General features: G+C 62.3%; 26 protein-coding genes. 17 read left to right on the top strand and 9 right to left on the bottom strand.

Features of this window, described 5'->3' with window-relative positions:
* Window positions 1-3: 3 nt before the first annotated feature.
* Entirely contained in the window at window positions 4-1,194 is a 1,191-nt protein-coding gene (locus tag FAX90_RS08005) for an LL-diaminopimelate aminotransferase (RefSeq protein ID WP_144096730.1), read from the bottom strand.
* A gap of 207 nt (window positions 1,195-1,401) precedes the next feature.
* On the opposite strand from FAX90_RS08005, the gene FAX90_RS08000 reads away from it, so the two are divergent.
* From FAX90_RS08000 to clpS, 3 genes are all read left to right on the top strand, one after another.
* Window positions 1,402-3,387 (top strand): PHA/PHB synthase family protein, encoded by a 1,986-nt coding sequence (locus FAX90_RS08000; protein WP_240704775.1) that lies wholly within the window; start codon window positions 1,402-1,404, stop codon window positions 3,385-3,387.
* 195 nt (window positions 3,388-3,582) lie between these two features.
* On the top strand, window positions 3,583-4,470 hold the full coding sequence (locus FAX90_RS07995; protein WP_144096729.1) for a phasin family protein: 888 nt from the start codon (window positions 3,583-3,585) through the stop codon (window positions 4,468-4,470).
* Window positions 4,471-4,696: 226 nt separating this feature from the next.
* The gene (gene clpS / locus FAX90_RS07990; RefSeq protein WP_420810968.1) at window positions 4,697-5,113 is read left to right on the top strand and encodes an ATP-dependent Clp protease adapter ClpS; all 417 of its coding nucleotides are present in this window, start codon (window positions 4,697-4,699) and stop codon (window positions 5,111-5,113) included.
* A gap of 6 nt (window positions 5,114-5,119) precedes the next feature.
* Here the strand turns inward: clpS and FAX90_RS07985 are convergent, their stop codons facing one another.
* Window positions 5,120-6,313: a hypothetical protein gene (locus tag FAX90_RS07985; protein WP_144096728.1), complete on the bottom strand. Its 1,194-nt coding sequence runs from the start codon at window positions 6,311-6,313 to the stop codon at window positions 5,120-5,122.
* Window positions 6,314-6,461: 148 nt separating this feature from the next.
* Between FAX90_RS07985 and lptF the strand changes: the two genes are divergently transcribed.
* From lptF to FAX90_RS07950, 7 genes are all read left to right on the top strand, one after another.
* Window positions 6,462-7,706, top strand: a complete 1,245-nt coding sequence (lptF, locus tag FAX90_RS07980; protein ID WP_144096727.1) for an LPS export ABC transporter permease LptF — start codon at window positions 6,462-6,464, stop codon at window positions 7,704-7,706.
* On the top strand, window positions 7,696-8,793 hold the full coding sequence (gene lptG / locus FAX90_RS07975) for an LPS export ABC transporter permease LptG (RefSeq protein ID WP_144096726.1): 1,098 nt from the start codon (window positions 7,696-7,698) through the stop codon (window positions 8,791-8,793). Before lptF ends, lptG begins: the two co-directional genes overlap by 11 nt.
* A 70-nt stretch (window positions 8,794-8,863) precedes the next feature.
* Entirely contained in the window at window positions 8,864-9,139 is a 276-nt protein-coding gene (locus tag FAX90_RS07970; protein ID WP_144096725.1) for a hypothetical protein, read from the top strand.
* A gap of 227 nt (window positions 9,140-9,366) precedes the next feature.
* Complete coding sequence (locus FAX90_RS07965) at window positions 9,367-10,194, top strand: sterol desaturase family protein (RefSeq protein ID WP_144096724.1); 828 nt, start codon at window positions 9,367-9,369, stop codon at window positions 10,192-10,194.
* A 15-nt stretch (window positions 10,195-10,209) separates the two neighbouring features.
* Window positions 10,210-11,373 (top strand): N-acetyltransferase, encoded by a 1,164-nt coding sequence (locus FAX90_RS07960; protein WP_144096723.1) that lies wholly within the window; start codon window positions 10,210-10,212, stop codon window positions 11,371-11,373.
* Between the two features lie 110 nt (window positions 11,374-11,483).
* A complete protein-coding gene (locus FAX90_RS07955; protein WP_144096722.1) occupies window positions 11,484-11,921 on the top strand; it encodes a response regulator in 438 nt (145 codons plus the stop codon).
* 345 nt (window positions 11,922-12,266) lie between these two features.
* Window positions 12,267-12,707: an anthrone oxygenase family protein gene (locus tag FAX90_RS07950; RefSeq protein ID WP_144096721.1), complete on the top strand. Its 441-nt coding sequence runs from the start codon at window positions 12,267-12,269 to the stop codon at window positions 12,705-12,707.
* A 318-nt stretch (window positions 12,708-13,025) separates the two neighbouring features.
* On the opposite strand, the gene FAX90_RS07945 is transcribed toward FAX90_RS07950, so the two are convergent.
* Window positions 13,026-13,772: a Crp/Fnr family transcriptional regulator gene (locus FAX90_RS07945; protein ID WP_170234897.1), complete on the bottom strand. Its 747-nt coding sequence runs from the start codon at window positions 13,770-13,772 to the stop codon at window positions 13,026-13,028.
* 155 nt (window positions 13,773-13,927) lie between these two features.
* On the opposite strand from FAX90_RS07945, the gene FAX90_RS07940 reads away from it, so the two are divergent.
* The gene (locus tag FAX90_RS07940; RefSeq protein ID WP_144096719.1) at window positions 13,928-14,725 is read left to right on the top strand and encodes a response regulator; all 798 of its coding nucleotides are present in this window, start codon (window positions 13,928-13,930) and stop codon (window positions 14,723-14,725) included.
* Window positions 14,726-14,911: 186 nt separating this feature from the next.
* Here FAX90_RS07940 and FAX90_RS07935 read toward each other — a convergent pair whose 3' ends face one another.
* Window positions 14,912-16,606 (bottom strand): CHASE domain-containing protein, encoded by a 1,695-nt coding sequence (locus FAX90_RS07935; RefSeq protein WP_240704773.1) that lies wholly within the window; start codon window positions 16,604-16,606, stop codon window positions 14,912-14,914.
* Between the two features lie 203 nt (window positions 16,607-16,809).
* On the opposite strand from FAX90_RS07935, the gene FAX90_RS16815 reads away from it, so the two are divergent.
* From FAX90_RS16815 to FAX90_RS07925, 3 genes are read left to right on the top strand one after another with little or no spacing between them, the layout of a single operon-like run.
* Window positions 16,810-17,079, top strand: a complete 270-nt coding sequence (locus FAX90_RS16815) for a NepR family anti-sigma factor (RefSeq protein WP_240704772.1) — start codon at window positions 16,810-16,812, stop codon at window positions 17,077-17,079.
* A gap of 11 nt (window positions 17,080-17,090) precedes the next feature.
* Window positions 17,091-17,729, top strand: a complete 639-nt coding sequence (locus FAX90_RS07930; RefSeq protein ID WP_144096718.1) for a sigma-70 family RNA polymerase sigma factor — start codon at window positions 17,091-17,093, stop codon at window positions 17,727-17,729.
* Between the two features lie 20 nt (window positions 17,730-17,749).
* Window positions 17,750-18,946: an AI-2E family transporter gene (locus FAX90_RS07925; protein ID WP_144096717.1), complete on the top strand. Its 1,197-nt coding sequence runs from the start codon at window positions 17,750-17,752 to the stop codon at window positions 18,944-18,946.
* A 94-nt stretch (window positions 18,947-19,040) separates the two neighbouring features.
* On the opposite strand, the gene FAX90_RS07920 is transcribed toward FAX90_RS07925, so the two are convergent.
* A complete protein-coding gene (locus FAX90_RS07920) occupies window positions 19,041-19,661 on the bottom strand; it encodes a superoxide dismutase (protein ID WP_144096716.1) in 621 nt (206 codons plus the stop codon).
* Window positions 19,662-19,875: 214 nt separating this feature from the next.
* On the opposite strand from FAX90_RS07920, the gene glmM reads away from it, so the two are divergent.
* Genes glmM through thiD form a run of 3 tightly spaced genes read left to right on the top strand, consistent with a single transcriptional unit; the run spans window position 19,876 to window position 22,183 of the window.
* Window positions 19,876-21,213 carry a phosphoglucosamine mutase gene (glmM, locus tag FAX90_RS07915; protein WP_144096715.1) on the top strand — a complete coding sequence of 446 codons (1,338 nt, stop codon included), beginning with the start codon at window positions 19,876-19,878 and terminating at the stop codon, window positions 21,211-21,213.
* Entirely contained in the window at window positions 21,213-21,431 is a 219-nt protein-coding gene (locus FAX90_RS07910; RefSeq protein WP_144096714.1) for a DUF1272 domain-containing protein, read from the top strand. Before glmM ends, FAX90_RS07910 begins: the two co-directional genes overlap by 1 nt.
* Window positions 21,428-22,183: a bifunctional hydroxymethylpyrimidine kinase/phosphomethylpyrimidine kinase gene (gene thiD, locus FAX90_RS07905; RefSeq protein WP_144096713.1), complete on the top strand. Its 756-nt coding sequence runs from the start codon at window positions 21,428-21,430 to the stop codon at window positions 22,181-22,183. Before FAX90_RS07910 ends, thiD begins: the two co-directional genes overlap by 4 nt.
* Here the strand turns inward: thiD and FAX90_RS07900 are convergent.
* From FAX90_RS07900 to sucC, 4 genes are all read right to left on the bottom strand, one after another.
* Window positions 22,176-23,123: an LOG family protein gene (locus FAX90_RS07900; RefSeq protein ID WP_144096712.1), complete on the bottom strand. Its 948-nt coding sequence runs from the start codon at window positions 23,121-23,123 to the stop codon at window positions 22,176-22,178. The two genes, thiD and FAX90_RS07900, sit on opposite strands and share 8 nt — an antisense overlap.
* Before the next feature lie 170 nt (window positions 23,124-23,293).
* Window positions 23,294-24,223, bottom strand: coding sequence for an electron transfer flavoprotein subunit alpha/FixB family protein (locus FAX90_RS07895; RefSeq protein ID WP_144096711.1), 930 nt, complete (start codon window positions 24,221-24,223; stop codon window positions 23,294-23,296).
* Window positions 24,223-24,969, bottom strand: coding sequence for an electron transfer flavoprotein subunit beta/FixA family protein (locus FAX90_RS07890; RefSeq protein WP_144096710.1), 747 nt, complete (start codon window positions 24,967-24,969; stop codon window positions 24,223-24,225). Before FAX90_RS07890 ends, FAX90_RS07895 begins: the two co-directional genes overlap by 1 nt.
* Before the next feature lie 266 nt (window positions 24,970-25,235).
* Entirely contained in the window at window positions 25,236-26,435 is a 1,200-nt protein-coding gene (gene sucC / locus FAX90_RS07885) for an ADP-forming succinate--CoA ligase subunit beta (RefSeq protein WP_144096709.1), read from the bottom strand.
* Window positions 26,436-26,438: the final 3 nt, after the last annotated feature.

Genomic DNA, 26,438 nt, shown 5'->3' with positions numbered 1-26,438 from the left:
TGGTCAGGTATTGATTCCCATCGACTTGAACCAGCGCTTCACGTTGCGCGCCGCCTGGCGCAGGCGCTGTTCGTTTTCGACCATGGCGATACGCACGAAACCTTCGCCCTGTTCGCCATAACCGACGCCCGGCGCGACGGCGACTTCGGCTTCGGAAAGCATCTGCTTGGAAAACTCGAGGCTACCCATGTGCTTGAGCGCGGGGGGCAGCGGAGCCCATGCGAACATCGACGCGGGCGGGCTGGGAATGTCCCATCCGGCGCGGGCGAAGGCATCGACCATCACGTCGCGGCGTTTTTGATAGAGGTTGCGGTTCATCTCGACGATGTCCTGCGGGCCGTTCAATGCCGCGCAGGCCGCGGCCTGGATCGGCGTGAACGCGCCATAGTCGAGGTAGGACTTAACGCGGGTCAGCGCGGAGATCAGCTTCTGGTTGCCCACGGCAAAGCCCATGCGCCAACCGGCCATCGAGTAAGTCTTGCTCATCGAGGTGAATTCGACAGCGACGTCCTTTGCGCCCGGAACCTCAAGGATCGAGCGGGTCGGCTTGCCGTCGTAATAAAGTTCGGAATAGGCAAGGTCGGACAGGATCCAGACGTTGTTTTCCTTCGCCCATGGAACCAGCCGTTCGTAGAACGAGATGTCGACCGTCTCTGCCGTCGGGTTCGACGGATAATTCACGATCAGCACCGTGGGACGCGGCACCGAATGGCGCATCGCGTTTTCGAGCGCCTCGAAATAGCGCTCGTCTGGCGTCGTCGGCACTTCGCGAATCGTCGCGCCTGCAAGGATGAAGCCGAACGTGTGGATCGGGTAGCTGGGGTTGGGCGCCATGATGACGTCGCCGGGCGCGGTGATCGCGGTGGCGAGACTGGCCAGCCCTTCCTTCGAACCCATCGTGACGACGATCTCACTCTCGGGATCAAGCTCGACGTTGAAGCGGCGGGCGTAATAGTTCGCCTGGGCGCGGCGCAGGCCGGGAATGCCCTTCGACTGTGAATAGCCGTGGGCGTCGGGCTTTTGCGCCACCTCGCAAAGCTTGTCGATGACGTGCGGCGGTGGCGGCAAGTCGGGATTGCCCATGCCGAGGTCGATGATGTCGCGTCCCGCGCGGCGCGCCTCGGCCCGCATCGCGTTGACTTCGGCGATGACATAGGGCGGCAGGCGCTTGATGCGGTAGAACTCGGTGTCCATCTCTCGGCTTAATCCAATGGGCCAAAGGCCGTTGCGGGTCTGTGCCGCTTTCGCGGCTGTTATAAGGCGTTACCTTCTAAAGCATGGGGCGCATTGCGATGTCCCGCAAGCCCGCGCAAGAGCAATCTTGTTGCACGTCCGACCTTTTGGCAGCGTTGATCTTTGTCGTGACGCGCTGCACTATCTCCCTCGCGACTGGAGACGAAGATGGCCACGAAAACGAAAGACAAAGGCAAAGGCGACAAGATGGCGGCGGATGCGACGCTAACCGGTTCGGGCGAAATGCCCTTTTTGGCCTCGCTTATGGCCGGACCCTTCGTGGGCATGATGGACGGCCCCATGCGCGACATGATGGAAATGCAAAATGCGGCCACCAGGGCGATGTTCTCCGCGTTTCTCGATGGCCCTGAAAAGGCCGAGGGCAGTACCGCGTCTGCGGATGAAGTCGACTGGCCGGCCATCGCGCAGAACATGAACGATGTCTGGCGCGATTTCCTGAAGACCCATCCCGGCATCGCGGCCAGCGGTATCGTCGATCCGGCGCGCTGGTTCACCATGGCGGGCCGCTGGATGCAGCAGTGGCCGGTTGGCGGCGAAAACGGACAGGACCAGCTGTTCGCCGATTCGATGAAGTTGTGGGACGCGGTGCTGGCCCAGTGTGGCATGGCGCAAGCGGCCGATGGGGCCGAAGTGGCGCTGCCCCGCAAGGACCGCCGTTTCCGCGATCCCAAGTGGCAGGAAAATCCCGCCTTCGCCGTGCTGCACCAGGCCTATCTGATGGCGGCCGAGCAGATGATCGATGCGGCCGATGCAGCGCAGGGCCTTACGAACGAGCGGCGCGAGCAGCTGAAATTCTTCACCCGCATCTTCTGCGAGGCGATGAGCCCGGCCCATTTCCCGCTGACCAATCCTCTGGTGATCGAACGCACGCTGGAAACCGGCGGCGAGAACCTGGTGAAAGGATTGGAACACCTGATTGCCGATCTGGAAGCCGGAAAGCTGACCCATACCGACAAGGATGCCTTTACGCTGGGCGAGAACATCGCCGCGACGCCGGGCAAGGTCATTTACGAAAGCCGCCTGTTCCAGATCATCCAGTACACCCCCGTCACCGACACGGTGATCGAGACCCCGCTGTTGATTTTCCCGCCGTGGATCAACCGCTTCTACATCCTCGACCTCGGCGCGAAGAAGAGCTTCGTCAAATGGGCGGTCGAGCAGGGGCTGACGGTCTGCCTCGTCTCGTGGCGCTCTGCCGACGCATCGATGGCCGACGTGGGCTGGGAAGACTATATCGCCGCACAGATCGAGGCGATCGACGTCACGCGCGAACGCTTCAAGGTGCCCGCAATCCACACCATCGGTTACTGCGTGGGCGGCACGACGCTGGCCGCGACGCTGGCCGTGCTGGGCCGTCGGGGCGAGGCGGACAAGGTCGCCAGCGCGACCTATTTCACCGCGCAGGTAGACTTTACCGAGGCCGGAGAGCTCAAGGCCTTCATTGACGAACAGCAGATGGCGATGGTCGATTCGCTTGCTGGCGAAGGATACCTCGACGGGCGTTATCTGGCCCTGGCGTTCAACCTGTTGCGCAGCCCGGACCTGATCTGGAACTACGTGATCAACAACTACCTGCTGGGAGAGGACTACACCGCCTTCGACCTGCTCTACTGGAACGGGGACAGCACGAACCTGCCCGCCCGCTTCCACCGCGAGTATCTGAAGAACCTCTACCACGACAACCTGCTGGTCGTGCCCGACGCGCTGAAGGCGCATGGTACGCCGATCGACCTGCGCCGCAATGTCACCCCGTCCTATATCCAGGCGGGGGTCGAGGATCACATCGCCCCGCTGAACAGCGTGTGGAAGATGACGCGGCATCTTTCCGGGCCGATGCGCTTCCTGCTGGCCGGGTCGGGGCACATCGCCGGGGTCGTCAATCCGCCGTCCTCGGGCAAGTACCAGTACTGGTCCATCGGTGAGCCCGATAGCGACCAGCCCGCCGTCCCCGACACGCTGGACGATTTCCGCGAACAGGCGGTCGAGACACCCGGATCGTGGTGGCCGGACTGGATCCGCTGGATCGAATCTTTCGACGCGACACGCGTAAAAGCGACCGGAAAACGCAAGCCGGGCGGCCGGGGCGACACCGTTATCGAGGACGCACCGGGGCGATATGTCCGAATGAAATGAACGACTTGCGAGGAATTGCATAAGCGGCAAAGTCGAAATGTTAGACTTTTGTTGCAGTGCAACATAAATCCTTGACTCTCGTTACCTCAGCACTTATTGTGCACTGCAGCATGACCCGATTGGCGGGTCTGTGGCGGGCGGTCCGATTCGTTTCGGCCTCCGTTACTGAATGGATAAGCAGACGAGGTAATCTCGATGGCGAGCAAGGACGACGGAGCTGAAAAGGCTAATGAGGCGACTGCCGGTGGTGTAACCGCCGACAAGCCCAAAGCCGCTCCGAAAAAGCCCAAAGCACCGGCCAAGCCGAAGGCAGAGCCTGAAGCAAAGGTCGAGCCGAAGACCGAACCCGCGGTTGCGGCAAAGGTCGAAGAGAAGCCTGCGCCGGCGGCAAAGCCAGCACCGGCGAAATCGGTTTCCAAGCCTGCGTTGAAGACGTCGACGGCCAAGGCCGCGGTGGCGAAGCGCACGGCAAGGAAGACCCCGGCCAAGAAGGCTGCAAGCAAGCCCAAGGCCGCCAAGGCCCGGGTTGCCAAGCCGGCAGCTGCCAAGGCCGCGGTTAAGAAGACCGTTGCCGCCCCCGCCGCGAAGGTCGCTGCGGTGGCATCCAAGCCCGCTGAAATCACGACCAAGATCACTCAGGAGTTTAGCAAAATGACTACCCCCGAAGCACTCACCAAGGGCATCCAGACCGCGATGGCCGACATGCAGACCAAGTCGAAGGAAGCTTACGAAAAGAGCACCGCGATGATGGGCGAAGCCACCGAATTCACCAAGGGCAACTTCGAAGCCATGGTCGAATCGGGCAAGATCTTTGCCGGCGGCATGCAGGAAATGGGCCGCGGCCTCCTCGCCGATTCGAAGGCTGAGTTCGAAGCCCTGACTGCTGAAGTCAAGGAACTGGCTGCCGTGAAGTCGCCGACCGACTTCTTCCAGCTGCAGAGCGCGATGATGCGCAAGTACTTCGACAAGTCGGTTGCTGCCGCGTCGAAGAACACCGAAGCGATGCTGAAGCTGGCCAACGACGCCGCTCAGCCGCTCTCGAGCCGCGTTTCGCTCGCGATGGAAAAGGTGAAGGCCGCCTAAGCGCAGGTCTAACCGATTAAGCATCGGGAACGCCGCCGCCCCGCCAGGCGACGGCGATCCGGATCAGACGACGGGGCCGGCAGGTTAACCTCTGCCAGCCCCGTTTTCGTCTTTGATTGAACCAATTGCGCGCCCGCCCCTTGTAGAAGGCGCCCCCGATACGATATTCTCGAGGAATATGGCGAAGGTTCACGACGATTCCGAACAGGGTTGCCGCGCGGCCTTCATGGCCCCCGATGGCGCGTGCCCGATTAATTCCGGCCCGGCGGTGATCGCCGCCCCGCCGGTTCATGCAGGGCCCGACGACGGGGAACGCGGCGACGAACCCGATGGCGGCAACGGTGGCGAAGGGCAGGTAAGCCTCGCCACCCGCACGCGTGCCAAACCCAAGAAGCCGAGCCAGTTCAAGGTTCTCATGCTCAACGACGACTACACGCCGATGGAATTCGTCGTGTTGGTCCTCAAGCGGTTCTTCCGCATGGACATGGAGCAGGCCACGCAGGTCATGCTCCACGTCCATCAGCGCGGGGTCGGCGTCTGCGGCATCTACCCCTATGAAATCGCGGAGACCAAGGTGAACCAGGTGATGGACTTCGCCCGGCAGAACCAGCACCCGCTGCAGTGCACGCTCGAAAAGGCCTGACCCTCCCTAGTTGAACTGCTTGATGCACACGTCCCGTGCGTTCAGCCCGGTGCGTCCTTCGGCTTCCTCTGCCTTCATGCAATCGGTGACGTTTTCCCACGCTTTCTGGCGGGTCAGACCCTTTGCATCGGCATAGTTCGTCACCCACTGCGGCGCGGGGAGTGCAAACAGCCGCGCGCTCGACGGGTTGGCGACGTTCATGATCTCGCCTTCACCGCATGCCTTGCGCAGCGCGATCACGTCCGGGTTCTTTTCGTCGTATCCGTTCGGACCGCCCCAGTTTCCGGGCTCGCCGATCCGGTAGGGTTCCCGCCCGCGAGTGCTTACCACCGCCAGATAGCCCTGATCGTCCAAGGCAAGCTGCGTATCATAGGCGAACATGACGAGCTGATTGCCTTTCTTTGTCCGGAAACACCCGTCCTTCAACACGATGGTATCGTGATAGAGCGCCATATGACGCGCGCCGGGCTCCATGTTTTCGCGCGCGAAGACGCGCACGCCGCCGGCCAGAGCCTCGTCCGCGAATGCAGCCGGCTGGGGTGAGGCGAATTCGAACTGGACCGGTCCGCTGAGATCCCAGCCACGCTCCTTCGCAATTTCCCGGAACTGATCTTCGGTCACGCCCAGATCGAACCGGACCACGCCTTCGCGTTCCATGCCATAGCTGCTGAACTGCAGGCCTGCTTGATGCAGCCGGTTGTTCCATTCGGTCTGCACCTGCTCGCGCTCTACTTGCGAGAGCCCGCCTTCGCGCGGGACGAACAGCGGGTCGCGCGTGTATTTTGCCAGCGTTTCGGCGGCATCGCGCTTGAACCAGACCTCCATCCGGACCGACGGATCGCGGACCATCACGAACTGTACGAAGTTGCCCGCTTCCTCCCGCTTTATCTTTTGCGAAATGCGATCCAGCTCTTCCTGCAAACTCTGCGGGCCGTTGATCTGGCCCATCGCCTGCTCCCGCGTGATGCCGTTTTCGCGGGCGTATTTGTCGAACATGTCTTCCTGTCCGATCGACGGATCTTCGGGCACGACTTCGGGCCAGGCGATGGCCGGAACCTCGCCGATGGACCAGAAACCGTCCTGCCCCAGCGTCGCGCCGGTGGGCAAATCGGCCTCGCTGGAAGCGGAACCCTTCTCGGGCGGGGGCGGGGCGCAGGCGGCAACCGTTGCCGCAAGCCCTGCAACTATAAGGAAACGCATCGACCCTCTCCTTTTCAACGGGAATAGACTTCAGGTTTAATGAACCCCATCTGAAACGGGTGACGTTGGCGTTAGTTGCCGTTATGACCCCTCGAAACGAAGGGGTGTCGCCAAGCCGATCCGCCCCAAAGGACCGAATGCGAGCACCTTGAAGTTCTTTTCCGCCATCGACCGTTATATCTTCCGGCTGACGCTGATGCCGATGCTGGGCACGCTGGCGCTGGCGGCGTCGCTGCTGATTCTCGACAAGATGCTGCGCCTGTTCGAAGTCGTCGCGAACGAGGGCGGGCCGATCGGTGTCGTCTTCCAGATGCTGGCGAACCTGCTGCCCGAATATATGAGCCTGGCGATCCCGCTGGGCCTGATGCTGGGCATCCTGTTCGCGTTCCGGAAACTGGCGACGACGTCGGAACTGGACGTGCTGCGCGCCGTGGGCATGGGCTATACCCGCCTGCTCAAAGTGCCCTACATGATCACGCTGGCGCTGGTCGCGCTGAACTTCGTGCTGGTCTATTGGGTACAACCGGTTTCGCGCTACGATTATCAGCGGCTGGCCTTCGAACTGTCGTCGGGCGCGCTGGGCGCGTCGATAGAGGTCGGCGAATTCAACACGATCCAGGACAAGACCGCCCTTCGGATCGAGGAAAGCCGCGACAACGGCCGCGAATTGAGCGGGATTTTCGCCCGACTTACGGACGAGAAAGGGGACATGCTCTCCATCTCTGCGCGGGGCGGGCGGTTCCTTGCCAATGCGGACGATCAGAACACGATCATCCTGCGCCTGACTGACGGCACGATCATTCAGGACCAGCCGAACCTCAACGCGCCGCGCGTGCTGTCATTCTCCAGCTACGACCTGCCGATCGACCTGCCGGAGATCGAACAGTTCCGCCAGCGCGGGGGCGAGGACCGCGAATATATCCTGCCCGAACTGCTGCAACTGGGCTGGAACGACCAGGTGGACCAGGACGTCAGGAACGAGACTTTGGCCAGCCTCAACTTCCGCCTTGTCGAAGTGGTGATGATGCTGCTCTTGCCGCTTCTGGCCGTGTCGCTGGCGATACCGCCCAAACGATCGACCAGCGCGCTGGGCGTGTTCGTGTCGATCGTGATGGTCGTGGCCTATCACAAGATAAACCAGTACGGCGAAGACGTCGCCGCACTTGGCCTGGTCAGCCCGCTGATATCTCTCTGGGTGCCATTCGTGCTTTTCGCCGCGCTGATCCTGTGGATGTATTGGCGCGTTGCCCATGTCCCGGGCGGTCAGGCGATCGGCTGGCTCGAACGCGGGGCCTCGGTCGTGGGCAAGAAGATCACCGCCCTTTTCCGCCTTATGCGGTTCACCGGGCGCAAGGAGTTGAAGCGCATGGCGGAGCAAAACCATGCGGCTTGATTTCTTCCCGTCCAAACGGCTGACGATCTATCTGGCGAAAACTTTCGTCGTCCGCATCTTCGCGGTGCTGGCGATGCTTGTGCTTGTCCTGCAGATCCTCGACCTGCTGGGGACCAGCGGCGACATCCTGGCCGTGGATGGCAATGGCGAAGGCGCGCTGTGGACTTACGTGTCGCTGCGCGCGCCGCAGCTCGTGGCAAGGTTTCTGCCCTATTCGGTCCTGCTGGCCACCATCCTGACACTGGCAACGTTGAACCAGAACAGCGAAGTCATCGCGATGAAGGCCGCCGGGCTTTCGGCGCACCAGATTCTTGCTCCGCTGGTGCTTACCGCGACGCTCGTCTCAGTGCTTAGCTTCGCTTTCAACGAACGCGTCGTGACGCGGGCGACGGCAACGCTTAGCGCGTGGGAAAAGGCCGATTTCGGGCCGATACCGCCCGGATCGGACGTGCGAACCGATATCTACATGGCCGAAGGCGACGCGATCCTTGCCGCGCGCACTGCCGCGGGCGAGGGCGATGCGATGACGCTGGGCGGCGTGACATGGTATCGCCGCGATCCCAATCTCATGCTCACCGAACAGTGGCGCGCCGATACGGCGACGTGGAACGGTGAAGGCTGGGTGCTCAAGGACCCGACGCGCTTTGCGGTCGATATCGCCACGGTCGACTATCCGCCCGACACCGTCGTCGGACAGGGGATCACCCCGCGCGAGATTTCGATCAGTTCGGTCAACGCCGACGGGCAGGACATCTTCAAGCTGCGCGAATCGATCAGGGATCTCGATGCGGCGGGCCGCCGGACGGAGGAGTTGAAGGGCCGCTGGTGGCACAAGATTTCGGGGCCGCTGTCGGCGGCGCTGATGCCGCTTCTGGGCGCGGTTGCAGCTTTCGGGCTGGCGCGTTCGGGGCAATTGTTCGTGCGCGCCGTCATCGGCATGGCTTTGGGCTTTGCCTATTTCGTGGTCGACAATGCCGCGCTCGCCATCGGCAATTTCGGCGGATATCCGCCGTTTCTGGCTGCCTGGGCGCCTTTCTTCCTGTTCGCGCTCATCGGCGAACTCGTGCTGCTGCGGACCGAGGAATAGATTTTTTCGGGAACCGTTGCCCCATTTGAGACGTAGTTGCCACAATTGCGCCACAAATTGGAGACGCTACATGAAGAAGATCATCCTGCCCGCCCTCGTCGCCGTGTCCGCTCTGGGCCTTGCCGCCTGTGACAGCACCGCCGATGCTCCGGCTGCAACCGAAACCGAAGTCGTGACCGAGGAAGTCGGCACCGATCCGGCAATGACCGAACCCGTCATGGAAGCCGATGGCGGCGATTCGGTCACCATCAGCGAAGACGGCGTGAACGCCGACATCAACGATGGCGACACCTCCGTCACCGCCGACATCGACGGCAATCCGTCGATGACTGTCGAGACCAACTGATCGGTCTTTGACGCCAAGGGGTAAGGAAAGGGCCGCGCCGGCATTGTCGGTGCGGCCCTTTTCCGTAGGGGCAATTGGGTCGCACACGTCCTGCTCAGGCGCGGTTCACCCGTTGCGCTATAAGCACGCCGACCCGCCAAATGATGCGGGCCGCCTCGCGCGTCTGGCCCGCGCGGGATGCAGATGCTAAGGGCCGCGCCCAGAGATCAACGAAGAAGCCGACCACGATGACTCAGACGACATCAACCCCTGCCGCCGCCGACGAGGCGAAGCTCCCGTTCTGGAAGCGTTCGCACTATCTCGACCGGATGACGCTGAAGCAGCTGATCGTTGCCTATTTTCAGCACTACACGATCATCGCGTACCTGGGCTTGACGGCGCTGTGTGTCGTGGCCTTCGCGGTCTGGCCGACCACGCCGCTGCGCGCGGTGGCCGCGTTCCTGGCCGCCACGATCGTCTATCCGCTGGTCTGGCACCTGTTGCACCAGTACGTCCTGCACGGACAGTGGATGTACAAGATCAAGCCGCTGGCGAGCACGTGGAAGCGTATTCACTACGATCACCACCAGGACCCGAACCACCTCGAGGTGCTGTTCGGCGCGCTGCACACGACGGTGCCCACGATCTTCATCGCCACCGCGCCCATCGGCTATGCCATCGGCGGCATCGGCGGTCTGGCTGCGGCCTTTGCCGCGGGCCTGCTGACCACCTGCTATTACGAATTCATGCACTGCATCCAGCATCTGGCCTTCAAGCCGAAGTGGAAGTGGGTGCAGACGATGAAGCAGCGCCACGTCGAACATCACTACTTCGACGAGGACGGCAACTTCGGCATCACGAACTACGTCTGGGACCGCGTCCTGGGCACGTATTACGAGAAGAAGGACCGGCCCAAGCGTTCGCCGACCGTGTTCAACCTCGGCTATGACGAGGAAGTGGCCAAGCGCTGGCCTTGGGTGAAGGACCTGTCGGGCGGCATCGCCTCTGGCCACCCGCGCCGCCGCGCGATGGGCAAGGAGGGGTTCGACCCCAACCGCAACAAGACTGCGGCCTGAAGCAGGATCACGGACATGGGGGCACAAGGTAACGGCATCGTCGTCGAGCCGGTCGTCGATCGCGCCGGGCGCAAGGTCTTTCTCGACATCGGCTATGCGCTGAACCGCGACGATCCCCACTGGGTGCCGCCCCTGCGCGCCGAGGCGGCCGAAGTCATCGACCCGAAGAAGAACCCCTTCTTCGACCATGCCGAAGTCCAGCTGTTCATCGCCAGGCGCGATGGGAGGCCTGTGGGTCGCATCTCCGCTCACTTCGACAGGCTGGCCCACACCATGCCGCCCGAACAGGGCATGGGTCCGGGCACCGGCAACTGGGGCCTGCTCGATGCCGAGGACGAGGCCGTTGCACAGGCGCTGATCCTGCGGGCCGAGGACTGGCTGCGCGAAAAGGGCATGACCTGTATCCTCGCGCCGATCTCGCTGTCGATCTGGGAAGAACCGGGCCTCTTGACGCTGGGCCACGACCATTCGCCGACGGTGATGATGGGCCACCACCCGGCAAAGTATCAGCCTTGGGTTGAGGCGATGGGCTATACGCCTGCCAAGACCCTGCGGACCTTCGACCTAGACGTGACGCAGGAGTTTCCGAAACTGATCCAGCGGATCATATCCTCGGGCGAGAAGAACGAGCGGATCACCGTGCGCCGCGTCGACAAGTCGAAATTCGACGAGGAAGCGGCGATCATCCTCGAGATCCTCAACGACGCATGGTCGGGCAACTGGGGCTTTGTCCCCATCACCGACCGCGAGGTCGCCCATACCGGCAAGAAGCTGCGCCCGCTGGTGCGCGAGGACCTTATCATGATCGCCGAATACGACGGCGAGCCGGTGGCCTTCATGATGACGCTTCCCGACGTCAATCAGCCGATCAAGGCGATAAACGGCAAGCTGTTCCCCTTCGGCTGGTTCAAGCTGCTGAACTGGATCCGCAAGCCGAAGAACGCCGACATGCGCGTGCCGCTTATGGGGGTGCGCAAGCATCTGCAAAGCTCGCGCCTTGCCAGCCAGCTGGCTTTCATGATGATCGAATACATCCGCCGCGCCGCGGTAGAGGACTACAATGCCAAGCGCGGCGAGATCGGCTGGATCCTCGATGACAACCAGGGGATGAACGCGATCGCGGAGGCCATCGATGCCGATGTGAACCGCGAATACACGATCTATTCCAAGCCGCTCTGACCGATCCGGCAAATCTTTTCGCAATTGCGGCGACAAAGCGGGAACTTCGCCTGCCTTCCTCGCGTTTGCAGACAAGGGTGAATGAACACCCGATGGGGAAGTCGCAGTCCATGTCCACACAGCCGAAGCCGGAGGGAACCGATCGTAACGTCGGCACGGCTCTCGTCGTGGAAGACGATCCGATCCTGGCCCTCTCTATCGAAGATATCCTGCTTGGCGCGGGCTCCCCTGCCGTAACCGTGTGTTCCAGCACGAAGCAGGCGCTGGCCGCTCTTGAAAAGCACAAGCCCGACGTGATCGTGCTCGACGTGCACCTGGTCGATCGGGACGATGGCTGGGCCGTCGCCGAACTCGTCAATGAACTCGGCCCCAGGCCCCCGCGCATCGTGTTCTCGACCGGCAATCCCGACGCAATCCCCGCCGACATCAAGGAACTGGGCACGGTCCTGACCAAGCCTTACGCCCCCGAGGCGCTGATCTCGGCCGTTTCGGACAGCCGCCGCACAGGCCTGTTCTCGCGCCTCAAGGGCGCAATTTCCTCCGACTGATCGCCTTCGGTCAATTCGCGCATCATTGGGGCTCGCCAGTCGGCGGGCCTTTTTTGATGTCGCTGACGGCCAAGTGGCGGGAACAAATTCACCACCGACAGCAACGGTGGGAAGCGGATTACCCTGCAGTTGTCGACCAATGTCCGCTTGAGACACCAATGCGGACATTGAGCTTGATCGATCACGAACCTTGGTGCAGCATATGACAGCCGAAAATAGAGTGGCAGGTCGGTAGCTCCTGCACCCACACCGTGGGTTCTTCTTAGCCGCGGCGTTGATCCAACTTGCTTGGGGAGACGCTGGCTCTATGTTTCGCGTCTCCCCGGCTCATGCCGAGGAATCCCCATGTTGCTTTTCGCTGTCATTGCACTCACGTCTGCCGCTCTGTTTGCCGGTGCGGCGGGCTATATCAGTCTGGTCGAACACCCCGCACGCCTGCTTTTGACGGACGAACCGCTTCTCGCACAATGGCAACCAAGCTACGCGAAAGCGCTGCCGATACAGTCCGGTCTAGCTATCGTTGGCGGGGCATTCGGCTTGGCGGCTTGGTATTTATCGGGCCAATTGTTGTGGATCGCTGGAAGCACCGCGCTGCTCGCCAACTGGCCATTCACGATCATAGCGATTATGCCGACGAACAAGCGACTGAAAGCCATCCGGCCCGAGCAAGCGGGTCCCGATACAAGAACCCTACTCCTGCATTGGGGGCAGCTTCACGGTGTGAGAACCCTGCTAGGGCTCACCTCGACGATGTTTTTTGCATGGGCTTCAATGGCGACAACCTAATATCAATTCCCAGCCCAATTTCGGACATTGAGATCGTCGAACTAGAACGTCCGCAACGGGGGGCATTCGGACGTTCCACCTCGTCCATGCCACTTGGTCGCGCGCCCTAGGCAACAGTCATGAAAAAAAGGCCTCCGCTCCCCCTGTTAGGGAGCGAAGGCCTTTCGGGATCGTATCACCGGCCGCTTGGACGGGAGGGGGGTCTCGGCGGTGATATAGTGAAAATGCACGGCCGAAGAAGTGGTTCCTGCGCCACTCGAAAGAATCTGCCTCCTGCCCAAAAAAATGCACAAGATACTGATTATTAGAAGTAATTATTTATATGAAGGGCCGCTTTTTGCTGTTCGCGCTCTCCACCTGGACCAGATCTCGCACCGCTTCCATGTCGGGGATCTCGATCTCGGTCAGGGTCCAGCGGACCAGTCCGTCCCTGCGCAGCGACTGTAGCGACCGGTTGGTGTGAACGAGCGAAAGGCCAAGCATGTCGGCGATCTGGCTTTGCGTCACGGCCAGAGAAATCTTGTGCGGGCCGCTGGTCAGGCAGGTCTGTTCCGCCCGTTCGATCAGGAACAGGGCGAGATAGGCGATGCGTTCGCGCGCATTGCGCTGGCCCAGAGCGACGAGGTGTTCCTCAAGCGCCGCTTCTTCTTTCGCGGCCAGCCATACGATGTCATAGTTGAGATCGGGAAACTGGCTGACGAACTTGCGGAAGTCGGCGCGGGGAAACACGCACAGGCGCGCATCGGTCAACGCCTCGACCCCGTGGGTCATAGGCTCGTCCAGAGTGGCCTGAAGGCCGATGAGATCGCCGGGGAAGAGGAAATTGATGATCTGCCGCCGGCCGTCGTCCATCAGGCGATAACGGATCAGGACGCCTTTCAGAACGGTGTAGAGGTGTTCGCTCTTCGTGTCCTGGATCAGCACCTGCTCACCCCGGTCGGCGCCAAGCTCTCCGTGCTTGAATTCCTGGATCAGGGCCAGGCGCTCCTGATCCTGCTTGCGCAGGCCGGGGCACGACAGCAGCGGACATTGCGTGCAGGCAAAATGCTCAGAGCCAGAAGTCATGCAAACCCTCATCCAACCGTGCTGCTTCGTGAATGGCAGTCCCGTGCCCCGAACGTTACGCGATTGCAACGGTGTGAACAATTCGGCAAATATCTGGGAACTGACCTCGCGCACGCGCGTTACGGCAGCTGATTCAAATTACGGGAAGGGCTTGCATGTCTCTCGGGGCCAAGGTTGCCGCCAATCTGCCATATCTTCGTCGCTACGCTCGCGCGCTTTCGGGTTCGCAAAGCACTGGCGACGCTTTCGTCCGCGCTACTCTGGAGGCGGTTCTCGCCGACCCGGAACTGAAGGCCAGCCTTGGTGAAGGCGGCCGGGTGCCGCTTTACCGCGCTTTCAACAAGCTCTGGTCCAGTGCTTACCTCGAAGTTGCCGACATCGATTCCGGTGCCATCGACCACGAGGCTGCCGCACAGGAACGCCTTTCGGCCATCACGCCGATGAACCGACAGGCGCTGCTGCTGACCACGCTGGAGGATTTCTCCATCGGGCAAGCGGCCGAGATCATGGACCTTTCCGAGGAAGAGGTCGAAAACCTCGTCCAGGATGCGGTGTCGGAGATCGACAAGGAATCCACCACCAATGTCCTCATCATCGAGGACGAGCCGCTGATCTCGATGCAGCTGGAGGACCTCGTCCGCTCGCTGGGTCACGACATCTGCGGCACTGCGGCCACGCGCACGCAGGCTCAGGACGTCATCGCCGACAAGATGCCCGGTCTCGTTCTGGCCGATATCCAGCTTGCCGACGGCAGCTCGGGTCTCGACGCGGTCGACGACATTCTCACGATCGGTTCGGTGCCGGTGATCTTCATCACCGCCTATCCCGAACGCCTGCTGACGGGTGACCGGCCTGAGCCGACCTACCTCGTCACCAAGCCGTTCCAGGAATCGACGGTGCGTGCCGCGATCAGCCAGGCGCTGTTCTTCGGATCGAGCCGCCCGCTGCCGTAAGGCATATCGGCAAAGACTAGCGAAAGGCCCGCCGCTCCATCATGAGCGGCGGGCCTTTTCGTATGCGGCTCTGTCAGAAGCTGTGGAGCGTGCTTACAAGCAATCCGTACCGTGGCGCCGGGAGCCACTCGCGCGTCGCCACCGCTTCGATAGCGCTAAGCCTGTTGCCCCTCAGCCGGCTCGGTTTCAGTCTTCCTCGGCTTCGCTATCCCGCTTTGCGCGGATCAGGAATTCGCTCGGCGTGCGGACCGGGATCAGCATCGTGCAGCGCACACCGCTCGATTCGAACACGAGGTCCACCGGATTGCGCAATTCGTGCGCGACGATCTTCTCGATCAGTTCGGTGCCGAAACCGCGCGGACGCGTTTCCGATACGGTCGGCCCGCCACTTTCCTTCCAGCGGACGCGCACCAGGTTTTCCGAAACGAGATCCCAATCGACCGTGACGTTCCCGCCCGGCACACTAAGCGCGCCGAACTTGGCCGCGTTGGTCGCCAGTTCGTGAATGGCGAGGCCCAGCGACAAGGCATCGTTGGGCGCCAGTTCGACATCGGGGCCGTCCATCTCGACAGTGGAATCGCGACCCAACGCGTAGGGCGCCATTTCGACCTCGATCACCGATCTCACCGGTGTCGTGCCCCATTCCGACTGCGTGAGCAGGTCGTGCGTCGCCGAAAGCGCGCGGATGCGGCCGTCGAGCGACGTGGCAAAGGCGTCGAGCGAACTGGCTCGCCTGCGCGTCAGCGACACGATCGACAGGACATTGGCCAGTGTGTTCTTCACGCGGTGGTTGAGCTCGCGGGTCAGCGAATTGCGGATCGCGGCCTGTTCTTCGAGAATGCCGATGACTTGTCGCGCTTCCGCCGCCTGACGCGTCAGCAGCCACGCGATGGCAAGGGCAAGGCTGGCCACGACAAGCCCGGAGAGAAGGACGATGACGGCGATGTCGCTCAACATCGATTTCTTGAGCGAGTGCACTTCCATGGTGAAAGTGCGGTTGCCGATGACAATCTGCCGAGTCCGGCTTTCGCCGCCGGTCTCTCCGGTCGAAAGCTCTGCCAGCAGGTTCTCGGGCGCGACCGCGCCATCATAGAGGCCGATCCGGGCACGAGTGGGCAGTTCACCCTCCAGGGCCGATTCCACGAAGTCCTGCGCGTTGAACGGGCTATAGACATAGCCTTCGAGGCGGCGGGTGCCGGCCGGGTCGATCTTGAACACCGGCATGTAGATAAGAAAGCCCGGAGCAGTCCTTTGTTCTGTTTCCTGCACCAGCACGACGCGCCCCGATGCGGTCGGCCGGGCGAGACGTTCAGCTTCCAGCATCGCAGCCCGGCGCGTCGCTTCGGAGAACATGTTGAAGCCGATGGCACGGCGATTGCGGTCTGTCAGCGGCTGAATGTAGGTGACCGGCACGGCATAGGCTTGGTCCGGGCGCGGCAGGGGATGGACGGCGAAACCGGTGGTTCCCAGTTTCTGTTGCTCGGCCTCGAAAGCCGGGATGTCATTGCTGTCGACGCGGGCGGCCCAGCCGATACCTTCCGCGCCGCGGAAATTGGCGTCTAGCCTCAGTTGCCCTACGAAAGTCCGGAAAAGCGACGCCGGTACGTCGTCCTGTGTCGCGAGCAGAGCCGCACCCGATCGCAGATAGGCGGCATTGGCATTGGCGCGGCGTTCAAGCGCGGCGGTAGCGCCCGTGGCGATCTGGCTCAGTTCGACGCTGCGTGCGTCCTTTTGCGCCATTTCGATCGCCCAAACGCCCACGGCGGTGAGCACCGCGATGGCGATGAAAATGCCGATCGGCAGCGCACGCGGAAAGCGCGCGAAACCGCGCAGCACGCGGCCAAGCCGGGGGTCTGCCCGGCGACCGCGACGCTCTTTCACATGTGCGGCGCTTTTGAGGGGATTGGGCTGAATTTCCAAGAATTGCTCACGTCAAACGACTGTCCGGAAGGGGGCATGGGGTACTGATATCTTCACGCGGATAACCTTGTGGCAGCATCGACTGGCAAACAGGCAAATCTGGCCTCGATTATTATTACGTTCATCCGCGGGAACCAATCGCACCACGTTTCGTTCCCGCCAGTGTGTTTGATATATTTCTGAAACGTCAGCGGGCAGCTGTTGCCGGTTCGGCTTATGCCTTGGAAGACCGGCAAGGGGTCGCAGTGCTCAACATGACAGACAGGCGAATGAGGGACGTGAAGAAAAAGGACGACGAGACAGCGCGGCAGAAGAAGCCCGAGAAACGCCCCGAATGGGCGGCGGGTCTGCGTCAGCTCTATGACTCGGTGGTGGAGGAACCGCTTCCGGATACATTCAACGATCTCCTCTCCAAGTTTGACTCGGAGGAGTAATGGCCAAGGACATGACCAGCCAGGCTGAGCCCGAGGCGGTAACCGTACGTTCTGAGGCCGAGGAACGCGCACGCGCGTCCGAATTCAAGAAAGAGCTGACCGACGTGATCCCGCACTTGCGTGCTTTCGCACGCGGCCTGTGCGGCCGGCCCGACGTGGCCGACGATCTCGTGCAGGAAGCCTTGATGAAGGCGTGGGCCGCGCAGGAGCGTTTCCAGCCCGGCACTTCGATGCGGGCATGGACCTTCGTGATCCTGCGCAATGCCTATCTCACCGATATGCGTCGCAACCGTTTCCGCGCCGACTACGACGAAACCGTGGCCGAGCGTATCCTGACCGCACCTGCATCGCAGGAAGGTCCGTTGCACTTATCCGACATGCACCGCGCTCTGCTGACCCTTCCGCCCGAAAGGCGTGAAGCGCTGCTGCTCGTCGGGGCAGGCGGCTTCAGCTACGAAGAAGCGGCCCAGATCTGCGATTGCGCCGTCGGCACGATCAAGAGCCGCGTGGGCCGTGCCCGCGCTGCGCTGACCTCGATGCTGGAAGATGGTGACGTGCCGCAGCGTTCGGTGGACGACGCGGTCGCGCATGGTGCGATCATGGGTGAGCTCGACGACATGGCCGAGCCGCAGGCTAACGTGAACCGCTAGGGGCGGCCTGGGGGGCTGTCATGGCGGATGAGACACCGGACCGGGACGAAACCCGCGCACAACGTATCGAACGGCTGGCCGGCAACGCCGCGGGCGAGGAAGCCGGTGCCCGTGGCGAGGGTGCCGACCTCGATCTGGGGCGTCTTGCTTCTGCATTGTTGCTGATGATCGGGCTGGGGCTGTTTCTGGCCCTGCCTTTCGTCCTGTCGATCGGATCAATCGTCTTCCTGCCGCTGGTGACGGCGGTCGTGTTGACGATCCTGCTTTCGCCGCTGGCGGACAGAATCAATTCAATCGGCATTCCCAACGTCATCGCGTCCTTGCTGTCGGTGGTGATCTTCATCGCCGTCCTGGTCATTGCCGCGACGGCCATTCTGCAGCCTGCTGCCGACCTGTTCGAACAGGTCCCGCAGATGATCGCCTCGATCGACAAGTCGTTCGGGCAACTGCGGGGTCAGCTCGACTGGATCAACGACCTTGGCAAGCGGCTGGGCGAACTAAGTGGTCCGAAATCGGGTCAGGAAGTCGTCGTCGCCACGCCATCGATGATCGAACGGGTCGCACTTGCCACGCCCACCGTCATTATCGAGACGCTGCTGACCTTCCTGATGGCGTTCTTCATGATCGAGGCGCGCGTCAGGATGCGGCACAGGCTCCTTCTGGAGCGTACCGAATTCGGCGCTTCGCTGAAGGCGGCGCGTGCCCTGCGTGAAGTGCAGGACCGCGTGGCGAGCTATATCCTCACCGTCGGTCTCATCAACCTGGGCGTTGGTGTCGTCGCGGCACTGGGCGCATGGGCGATCGGGCTGGATGCGCCGATCATGTGGGGCGGTCTGGCCGCTCTCTTGAACTTCCTGCCCTATATCGGCCCCTTCGCGATGACGGCGATCCTGCTTCTGGTCGGCATGGGGACGGCGGACACGATCCTGATGGGGCTGGTTCCGGCCGCCGCCTATCTTGGCCTCCACACGATCGAGGCCAATGCCGTGACCCCGGCGATCCTGGGCGCGCGGTTCACGATGAACCCGGTGATCATCCTGATCGGGATCAGCTATTTTACATGGGTCTGGGGCGTGCTGGGCGCGGTTTTGTCGATGCCGATCCTGATTACGCTCATGGCCCTGTTCGAACACCTGGGGCATCCCAACATTATCGGCTTCCTGTTCGGAGAGCCCTTGTTCCAGCGACGAAGCGAGGACGACGAAGCCGCCGCCTGACTAGGCGAACATCGTCGGGGCAAAAGAAAAAGGCCGGGAGGTTATCCCGGCCTTTCGCTTGTTCAGGTGTTTGTTTGTTCAGTTGGTTTTGGGCTCAGGCCGAAGGATACGACCAGATCGAACCACGCTTGTAGTTCTCTGCCGCGAAGTCCCAGTTCAGGTGGCCGGTGCTGACCGCCTTGAGATAGTCGGGACGCACGTTCTTGTGGTCGAGGTAGTAAGCGTGTTCCCACACGTCGAGCGTGAGAAGCGGGTTCTTGCCGCCAATGGCCAGCGTGCCGGCATCGTGCGTTTCTTCGACCGAAAGCTTGCCGTCCGCGTCGGCGGCGAGCCAGACCCAGCCCGATGCGAAGTGGCCGGCGCCTGCCGACTGCAGCTTTTCGACCAGCGCGTCGACCGAACCGAACGCGGCGTTGATCGCGTCGAGCAGGTCACCGCTCGGTCCTTCGCTAGAAGGGGCCATCGAGTGCCAGTAGAAGGCGTGGTTCCAGCTCTGTGCCGAGTTGTTGAACAGGCCTGAGTTGCCGGTTTCGTCCGCCTTGGCGATGATCGATTCCAGCGAAGCGTCGGCAAGGTCGGTGCCCTCGACCGCGGCGTTCGTCTTGTCGACGTAGGCCTTGTGGTGCTTGCCGTGGTGGGTCTTCAGCGTTTCCGAACCGATCGCCGGGCTCAGCGCATCGTGGGCATAGGGAAGGTCGGGAAAGGCAATGGCCATTTTGAAACTCCTTGGAAGGTCGCTTTTTGTTGTCTCGCGTTCATATGTGTAAACGCATTGCGCAGGTTCAAGTTGCAGTTTCGGGTATATTTCGCGTTCGGGCGTGCACCATCCGCCTTCACGTGTGGCATCGGGGGTGCCATTACACAAAAGGAACCGCCATCAGGCTCGCTCATTGGCTTTCCATCAGGATCGAGAAAAAGAAGGACGCGACTTGGGACGCAAGTATTTCGGCACCGACGGGATCAGGGGGCGCACCAATTCCGGCAACATGACCGCGTCGATGGCGATGAAGGTCGGCCAGGCCGCGGGAACCTACTTTCTGCGCGGCGGGCACAAGCACCGCGTCGTCATCGGCAAGGATACGCGCCTGTCGGGCTACATGATGGAAAGCGCCATGGTGGCAGGGTTCACCAGCGTGGGGATGGACGTGGTCCTGCTCGGCCCGATGCCAACTCCGGCGGTCGCGCTGCTGGCGCGGTCGATGCGCGCCGATCTGGGCGTCATGATCAGTGCCAGCCACAACCCGTTCGAGGATAACGGCATCAAGCTGTTCGGCCCGGACGGGTTCAAGCTTTCGGACGAGGACGAACTGGCGGTCGAGATGATGATCGACCAGGAACAGCTCCTCGTCCCCCCGCAGGATATCGGCCGCGCCCGCCGGATCGAGGACGCGCGGGGCCGCTATATCCACGCGGTCAAGGCGTCGCTCCCCAACACGGTGCGTCTGGACGGCCTGAAGATCGTGATCGATTGCGCGAATGGCGCGGCCTATGACGTGACGCCGCCTGCCTTGTGGGAACTGGGCGCCGAAGTGATCGAGATGGGCGTCTCGCCCGACGGTCTCAACATCAACCGCGACGTCGGATCGACCGCGGTGGACGCGATCAAAAAGCGCGTCGTCGAGGAAGGGGCCGACATCGGCATCGCGCTCGACGGGGATGCGGACCGCCTGATCGTCGTGGACGAAAAGGGCAAGACGGTCGACGGCGACCAGATCATGGCGCTGATCGGGCGCGACTGGCACCGGCAAGGCCGGTTGCGCGGCGGAGGCGTGGTCGCCACGGTAATGAGCAACCTTGGCCTTGAACGCTTCCTCGAAGGCGAGGGGCTGAACCTCGTGCGCACGGCGGTGGGCGACCGCTATGTCCTTGAAGCCATGCGCACGGGCGATTTCAACGTCGGCGGCGAACAGTCGGGGCACATGATCCTGCTCGACCACGCCACCACTGGCGACGGCACTGTCGCGGCGCTGCAAGTGCTGGCCGCGCTGGTAAAGTCGGGCAAGAAGGCGAGCGAGCTGCTCCACCTCTTCGACCCGGTGCCGCAGATCTTGAAGAACGTGCGCTTCACGGGCAATCCGCTCGAAACCACGCTGGTCAAGGACGCGATCGCCAATGGCGAGGGCGTGCTGGCAGGCAAGGGCCGTGTCGTCATTCGCAAGTCGGGCACCGAACCCGTCGTGCGCGTCATGGCCGAGGGCGACGATGCCGCCGAAGTCGAACAGGTCGTCGATGCGATTTGCGATGCGGTCAAGGAGGCCAGTTCCTGATGCTGGAAATGCGCCCCCACTGCGAACGCTGCGAAGCTGACCTACCGGCAGAAGCGCCCGGCGCGTTCATCTGCAGCTTCGAATGCACCTACTGCGCCGAATGTGCCGAAGACATGGACGACCTTTGTCCCAAGTGCGGCGGCGAACTGGTCGATCGGCCCACGCGTTCGGCATCGAGCCAATTGAAGGCCGCGAAAATGAAAGACGCGCAAGGGTGAGCACGCCGCCGCGCATTCTGGTCATCGCCGGTTCGGACAGTTCGGGCGGCGCAGGCATTCAGGCCGACATCAAGACGATCACGATGCTGGGCGGTTATGCGATGACCGCGATCACCGCCATCACCGCGCAGAATACGACCGGGGTCCAGGCGGTCGAAGTGCTGTCGCCCGAATTGGTCGCGGCGCAGGCGCAGTCCTGCATCGACGACATCGGCGTGGATGCGGTGAAGATCGGGATGCTTGGCAGCCCCGCGATTGCCCATGCCGTCGCCGACCTTCTGGAAAGCGTCGACGCGCCCATCGTGTTCGACCCCGTCATGGTCGCGACCAGCGGTTCGGTTCTGGCCGATGCGGAAACCATCGCGGGTTTCGAGCGGCTGATGACGATGGCCACGCTCACCACGCCCAATGTTCCCGAAACCGACGCCCTGGGCGGGATCGAGGGGCTGTGCGCAAGGGGCGTGACGTTTCTTGCCAAGGGCGGCGATGCGCCTGGCGAGGTCGTTACCGACCGGCTCTATCGTCCGGGCGAAGATAAGCTGGAATGGTCCGCGCCGCGCATAGATACGCAGCACACACATGGCACCGGCTGCACCATGGCCAGCGCGATTGCCACCGGCCTTGGTTCAGGACTGGGACTGGTGCCCGCCATCGAACAGGCGCGCGCTTTCGTGCGCGCCGCACTTTTGGCCGCGCCCGGTTTTGGTGCCGGGCACGGCCCTCTCGGCCATCAGGCCGTGCGTATCACTTGATCCGGGTAGCCGGGTTCAGGTTGTAGAATTTCACGATTTTTTCCCAGGCTTCGTCGGCGGTGTCGACGATGCGGAAAAGTTTCAGGTCCTCGTGGCTGATCACGCCTTCGTCGGCCAGCGCCTTGAAGTTGACGACCTTTTCCCAGAACTCGCGCCCGAACAGGAAGATCGGGATCGGCTTCATCTTGCCGGTCTGGACCAGGGTCAGCGTCTCGAAAAACTCGTCGAACGTGCCGAAACCGCCGGGGAAGACCGCCAGCGCCCGCGCCCGCATCAGGAAGTGCATCTTGCGCAGCGCGAAGTAATGGAATTGCAGCGACAGGCGCGGCGTCACGTATTCGTTGGGCGCCTGTTCATGCGGCAGCACGATGTTGAGCCCGACGCTTTCCGCACCTGCTTCGTGCGCGCCGCGATTGGCCGCTTCCATGATGGATGGGCCGCCGCCCGAACACACGACGAACTGACGCTCTCCATTTTCGACGATGGCGGCCGCGCTTGCCATGTAGGCCAGCTTGCGGGCTTCCTCGTAATACTTCGTCTTGGCGACAAGGCTTTCGATCACGTCGCGTCCGCGCGGATCGGTGTCCGCCTTGGCGAGAAGCTCCTCCGCCTTTTCTGGCGAAGGGATGCGAGCAGACCCGTAGATGACCAGCATCGAGCCGACGCCGGCTTCTTCCAGCATCGTTTCCGCCTTCAGCAGTTCGAGCTGAAAGCGCACCGGGCGCAAGTCGTCGCGCAGCAGGAAATCGGTATCGCGGAACGCGAGGCTATAGGCCGGGTGGCTCGTCTGAGGCGTGTGGAGCGGCGACCCCTCGGAAAAGGCGGCTTCCTGTTCGGCCTTGTAGAACTTGCGCGGCGTCAGCGCGCGGTCGGCAGCTTCGGGTTTGCCGTGCGGGCCGGGCTGGCCGGGCTCCACCGGCGGATCCTTACGTTCGGTCATATCTCTCCCAGGGGGGCTTTGCGCGAGGGATCGCGCGGATGATTACGTCAGACATAGGCAGGAGTGGTGACAAGTCAAAGGCCAGACCCGAGATGCACCTATGCTGCGCACAAAAAGAAAGGGCGGCGCGTGAAACGCACCGCCCTTCGCTTGTCAGGTAAAGCTGTGGCTCAGAGCTTTTCGGTCAGCTCCGGCACGGCCTTGTAGAGATCGGCGACAAGGCCGATGTCCGCGACCTGGAAAATCGGGGCGTCCTCGTCCTTGTTGATGGCGATGATGGTCTTGGAATCCTTCATGCCGGCAAGGTGCTGGATCGCGCCCGAAATACCGATGGCGATGTAGACTTCCGGTGCCACGATCTTGCCGGTCTGGCCGACCTGGTAGTCGTTCGGGACATAGCCCGCGTCGACCGCCGCGCGGCTTGCGCCGACGCCTGCGCCCAGCTTGTCGGCCAGCGGCATGATGACCTGTTCGAAGGTCTCGGCATCCTTCAGCGCACGGCCGCCCGACACGATGATCTTCGCGCTGGTCAGTTCGGGGCGCTCGCTCTCGGCGAGTTCGGCGCTCACGAAGCTGGACTTGCCTGCATCGCCGGTGCTGGCGACGTCCTCGATTGCGGCCGAACCGCCGGTGGCCTCGGCCTTGTCGAAGGCGGTGCCGCGCACGGTGATGACCAGCTTCGCATCGGTCGATTCGACCGTCGCGATGGCGTTGCCGGCGTAGATCGGACGCGTGAAGGTCTTCTCACCCTCGACCGAAAGGATGTCGGAGATCTGCATCACGTCGAGCAGCGCGGCGACGCGCGGCGCGATGTTCTTGCCGGTGGTGGTGGCCGGGCACACGAAGGCGTCGTGATCGGCCATCAGGCCGACGACCAGCGGTGCGACGTTTTCCGCCAGTGCATTGGCATAGGCGGCATCGTCGGCAAGGTGAACTTTGCCCACGCCCGCGATTGCGGCGGCCTGTTCGGCCACTGCGCGGCAGCCCGAACCGGCGACCAGCAGGTGGACTTCACCCAGCTTCGATGCGGCAGTAACGGCGGCCAGCGTAGCGTCGGCCATGTTCGAATTGTCGTGTTCGACCCAGACGAGCGTCTTCATCAGGCGACTCCCATGGCTTTGAGCTTGGCAACCAGTTCATCGACGTCGGCGACCTTCACGCCCGCTTGGCGGACCGGCGGTTCGGATACGTTCGTCGTCTTCAGGCGCGGGGTAATGTCCACGCCGTAGTCAGCAGGCGTCTTGGTTTCGAGCGGCTTCTTCTTCGCCTTCATGATGTTGGGCAGCGAAGCGTAGCGCGGCTCGTTCAGGCGAAGGTCGGTGGTGACGATGGCCGGAAGCGAAAGCTTCACGGTTTCAAGGCCGCCGTCGACTTCGCGCGTGACGCTGACGCTGTCCCCGTCCACTTCGACCTTCGATGCGAAGGTGCCCTGGGGCAGGTCCATCAGCGCGGCCAGCATCTGGCCGGTCTGGTTGCTGTCATCGTCGATGGCCTGCTTGCCCAGGATCACGAGGCCGGGTTCGACCTCTGCAGCCACGGCCTTCAGAATCTTGGCGACGGCCAGCGGTTCGACCTCTTCGTCGGTTTCGACGAGGATCGCGCTGTCCGCGCCCATGGCGAGCGCGGTGCGCAGGGTTTCCTGCGCCTTTGCCGGGCCTACGGAAACGGCGATGATCTCTTCGACCTTGCCGGCTTCCTTCAGACGGATCGCTTCTTCGACGGCAATTTCGTCGAAGGGGTTCATGCTCATCTTCACGTTGGAGAGATCGACGCCCGAGCCATCCGCTTTCACGCGGGGCTTAACGTTGTAATCGATCACCCGCTTTACGGGTACGAGGGCTTTCATAAGAGTGGTCCTCTCTGTGGTTGCAATGCGGTTTGGCGCTTTGCCATCGGGCGCGCCTGACCGGGATGCGAATATTTGCAGGTATGCGTGTGGGGATGAGCGCTAACTAGGTCAAGGACGCTACGGCAAGCTGGGTTTTTTGGCAGGCCTGACACTGCGATTTATCGCTGAGGCGTTCTGCCGTGTCCCGTCTGCGGTCTTCTGCCGCCATGAGACACAAGAAAAAGGGCCGGAACCTTGCGGCACCGGCCCTTCCGTAATCAGGTTCAGGCCGCTTCCTTGACCTGTGCCACGATCTTCTTCGCAGCATCGCCAAGGTCATCGGCGGGCACGATCGGCAGGCCCGAGTTGGCCAGGATTTCCTTGCCCTTCTCCACGTTGGTGCCTTCGAGGCGGACGACGAGGGGAACCGAGAGGTTCACTTCCTTGGCCGCTGCGACGATGCCGTCGGCGATGATGTCGCACTTCATGATGCCGCCGAAGATGTTGACAAGGATGCCCTCGACAGCCGGGTCCGACAGGATGATCTTGAAGGCCGCGGTCACCTTTTCGGTCGTGGCACCGCCGCCGACGTCGAGGAAGTTGGCCGGGAAGGCGCCATTGAGCTTGATGATGTCCATCGTCGCCATGGCAAGGCCCGCGCCGTTGACCATGCAGCCGATGTTGCCGTCGAGCTTGATGTAGGCAAGATCGTATTCCGAAGCTTCGACTTCGGCCGGGTCTTCCTCGGTTTCGTCGCGCAGGGCGGCAACGTCGGGGTGACGGAACAGGGCGTTGCCGTCGAAGCTCATCTTGGTGTCGAGGACGAGCAGGTTACCGTCCTTGGTTTCGACGAGCGGGTTGATTTCGAGCATTTCGCAGTCGAGCGCCATGAACGCTTCGTAAAGCTGCTTCGACAGCTTCTGCGCCTGCTTGTTGAGTTCGCCGTCGAGGTTGAGAGCGAAAGCGACCGCGCGGCCATGGTGTGGCATGAAGCCTTCGGCCGGGTCGATGGTGATCGTGGTGATCTTTTCGGGCGTCGAGTGGGCGACTTCCTCGATGTCCATGCCGCCTTCGGTCGACACGATCAGGGCAACGCGGCCAGTGGCGCGGTCGACCAGCATCGAGAGGTAGTATTCCTCGGCGATGTCCACGCCGTCGGTGACGTAGAGGCGGTTGACCTGCTTGCCGGCATCGCCGGTCTGCACGGTGACCAGCGTGTTGCCGAGCATGTCCTCGGCGTCCTGCTTGACGTCGTCGAGGGTCTTGGCGAGGCGGACACCGCCCTTGGCGTCGGGGCCGAGTTCCTTGAACTTGCCCTTGCCGCGGCCACCTGCGTGGATCTGGGCCTTCACGACGTAGAGCGGTCCGGGCAGCTTCTTCGCGGCTTCGACAGCTTCTTCGACCGTCAGCGCGGCGTGGCCGGCCGGAACGCCCACTCCGAATTTCGCGAGCAGTTCCTTCGCCTGATATTCGTGAATGTTCATCGC

Source organism: Croceicoccus sediminis (genome assembly GCF_007570835.1).
Classification (GTDB): domain Bacteria; phylum Pseudomonadota; class Alphaproteobacteria; order Sphingomonadales; family Sphingomonadaceae; genus Croceicoccus; species Croceicoccus sediminis.
This window is presented reverse-complemented; position numbering and strand designations above follow the sequence as displayed.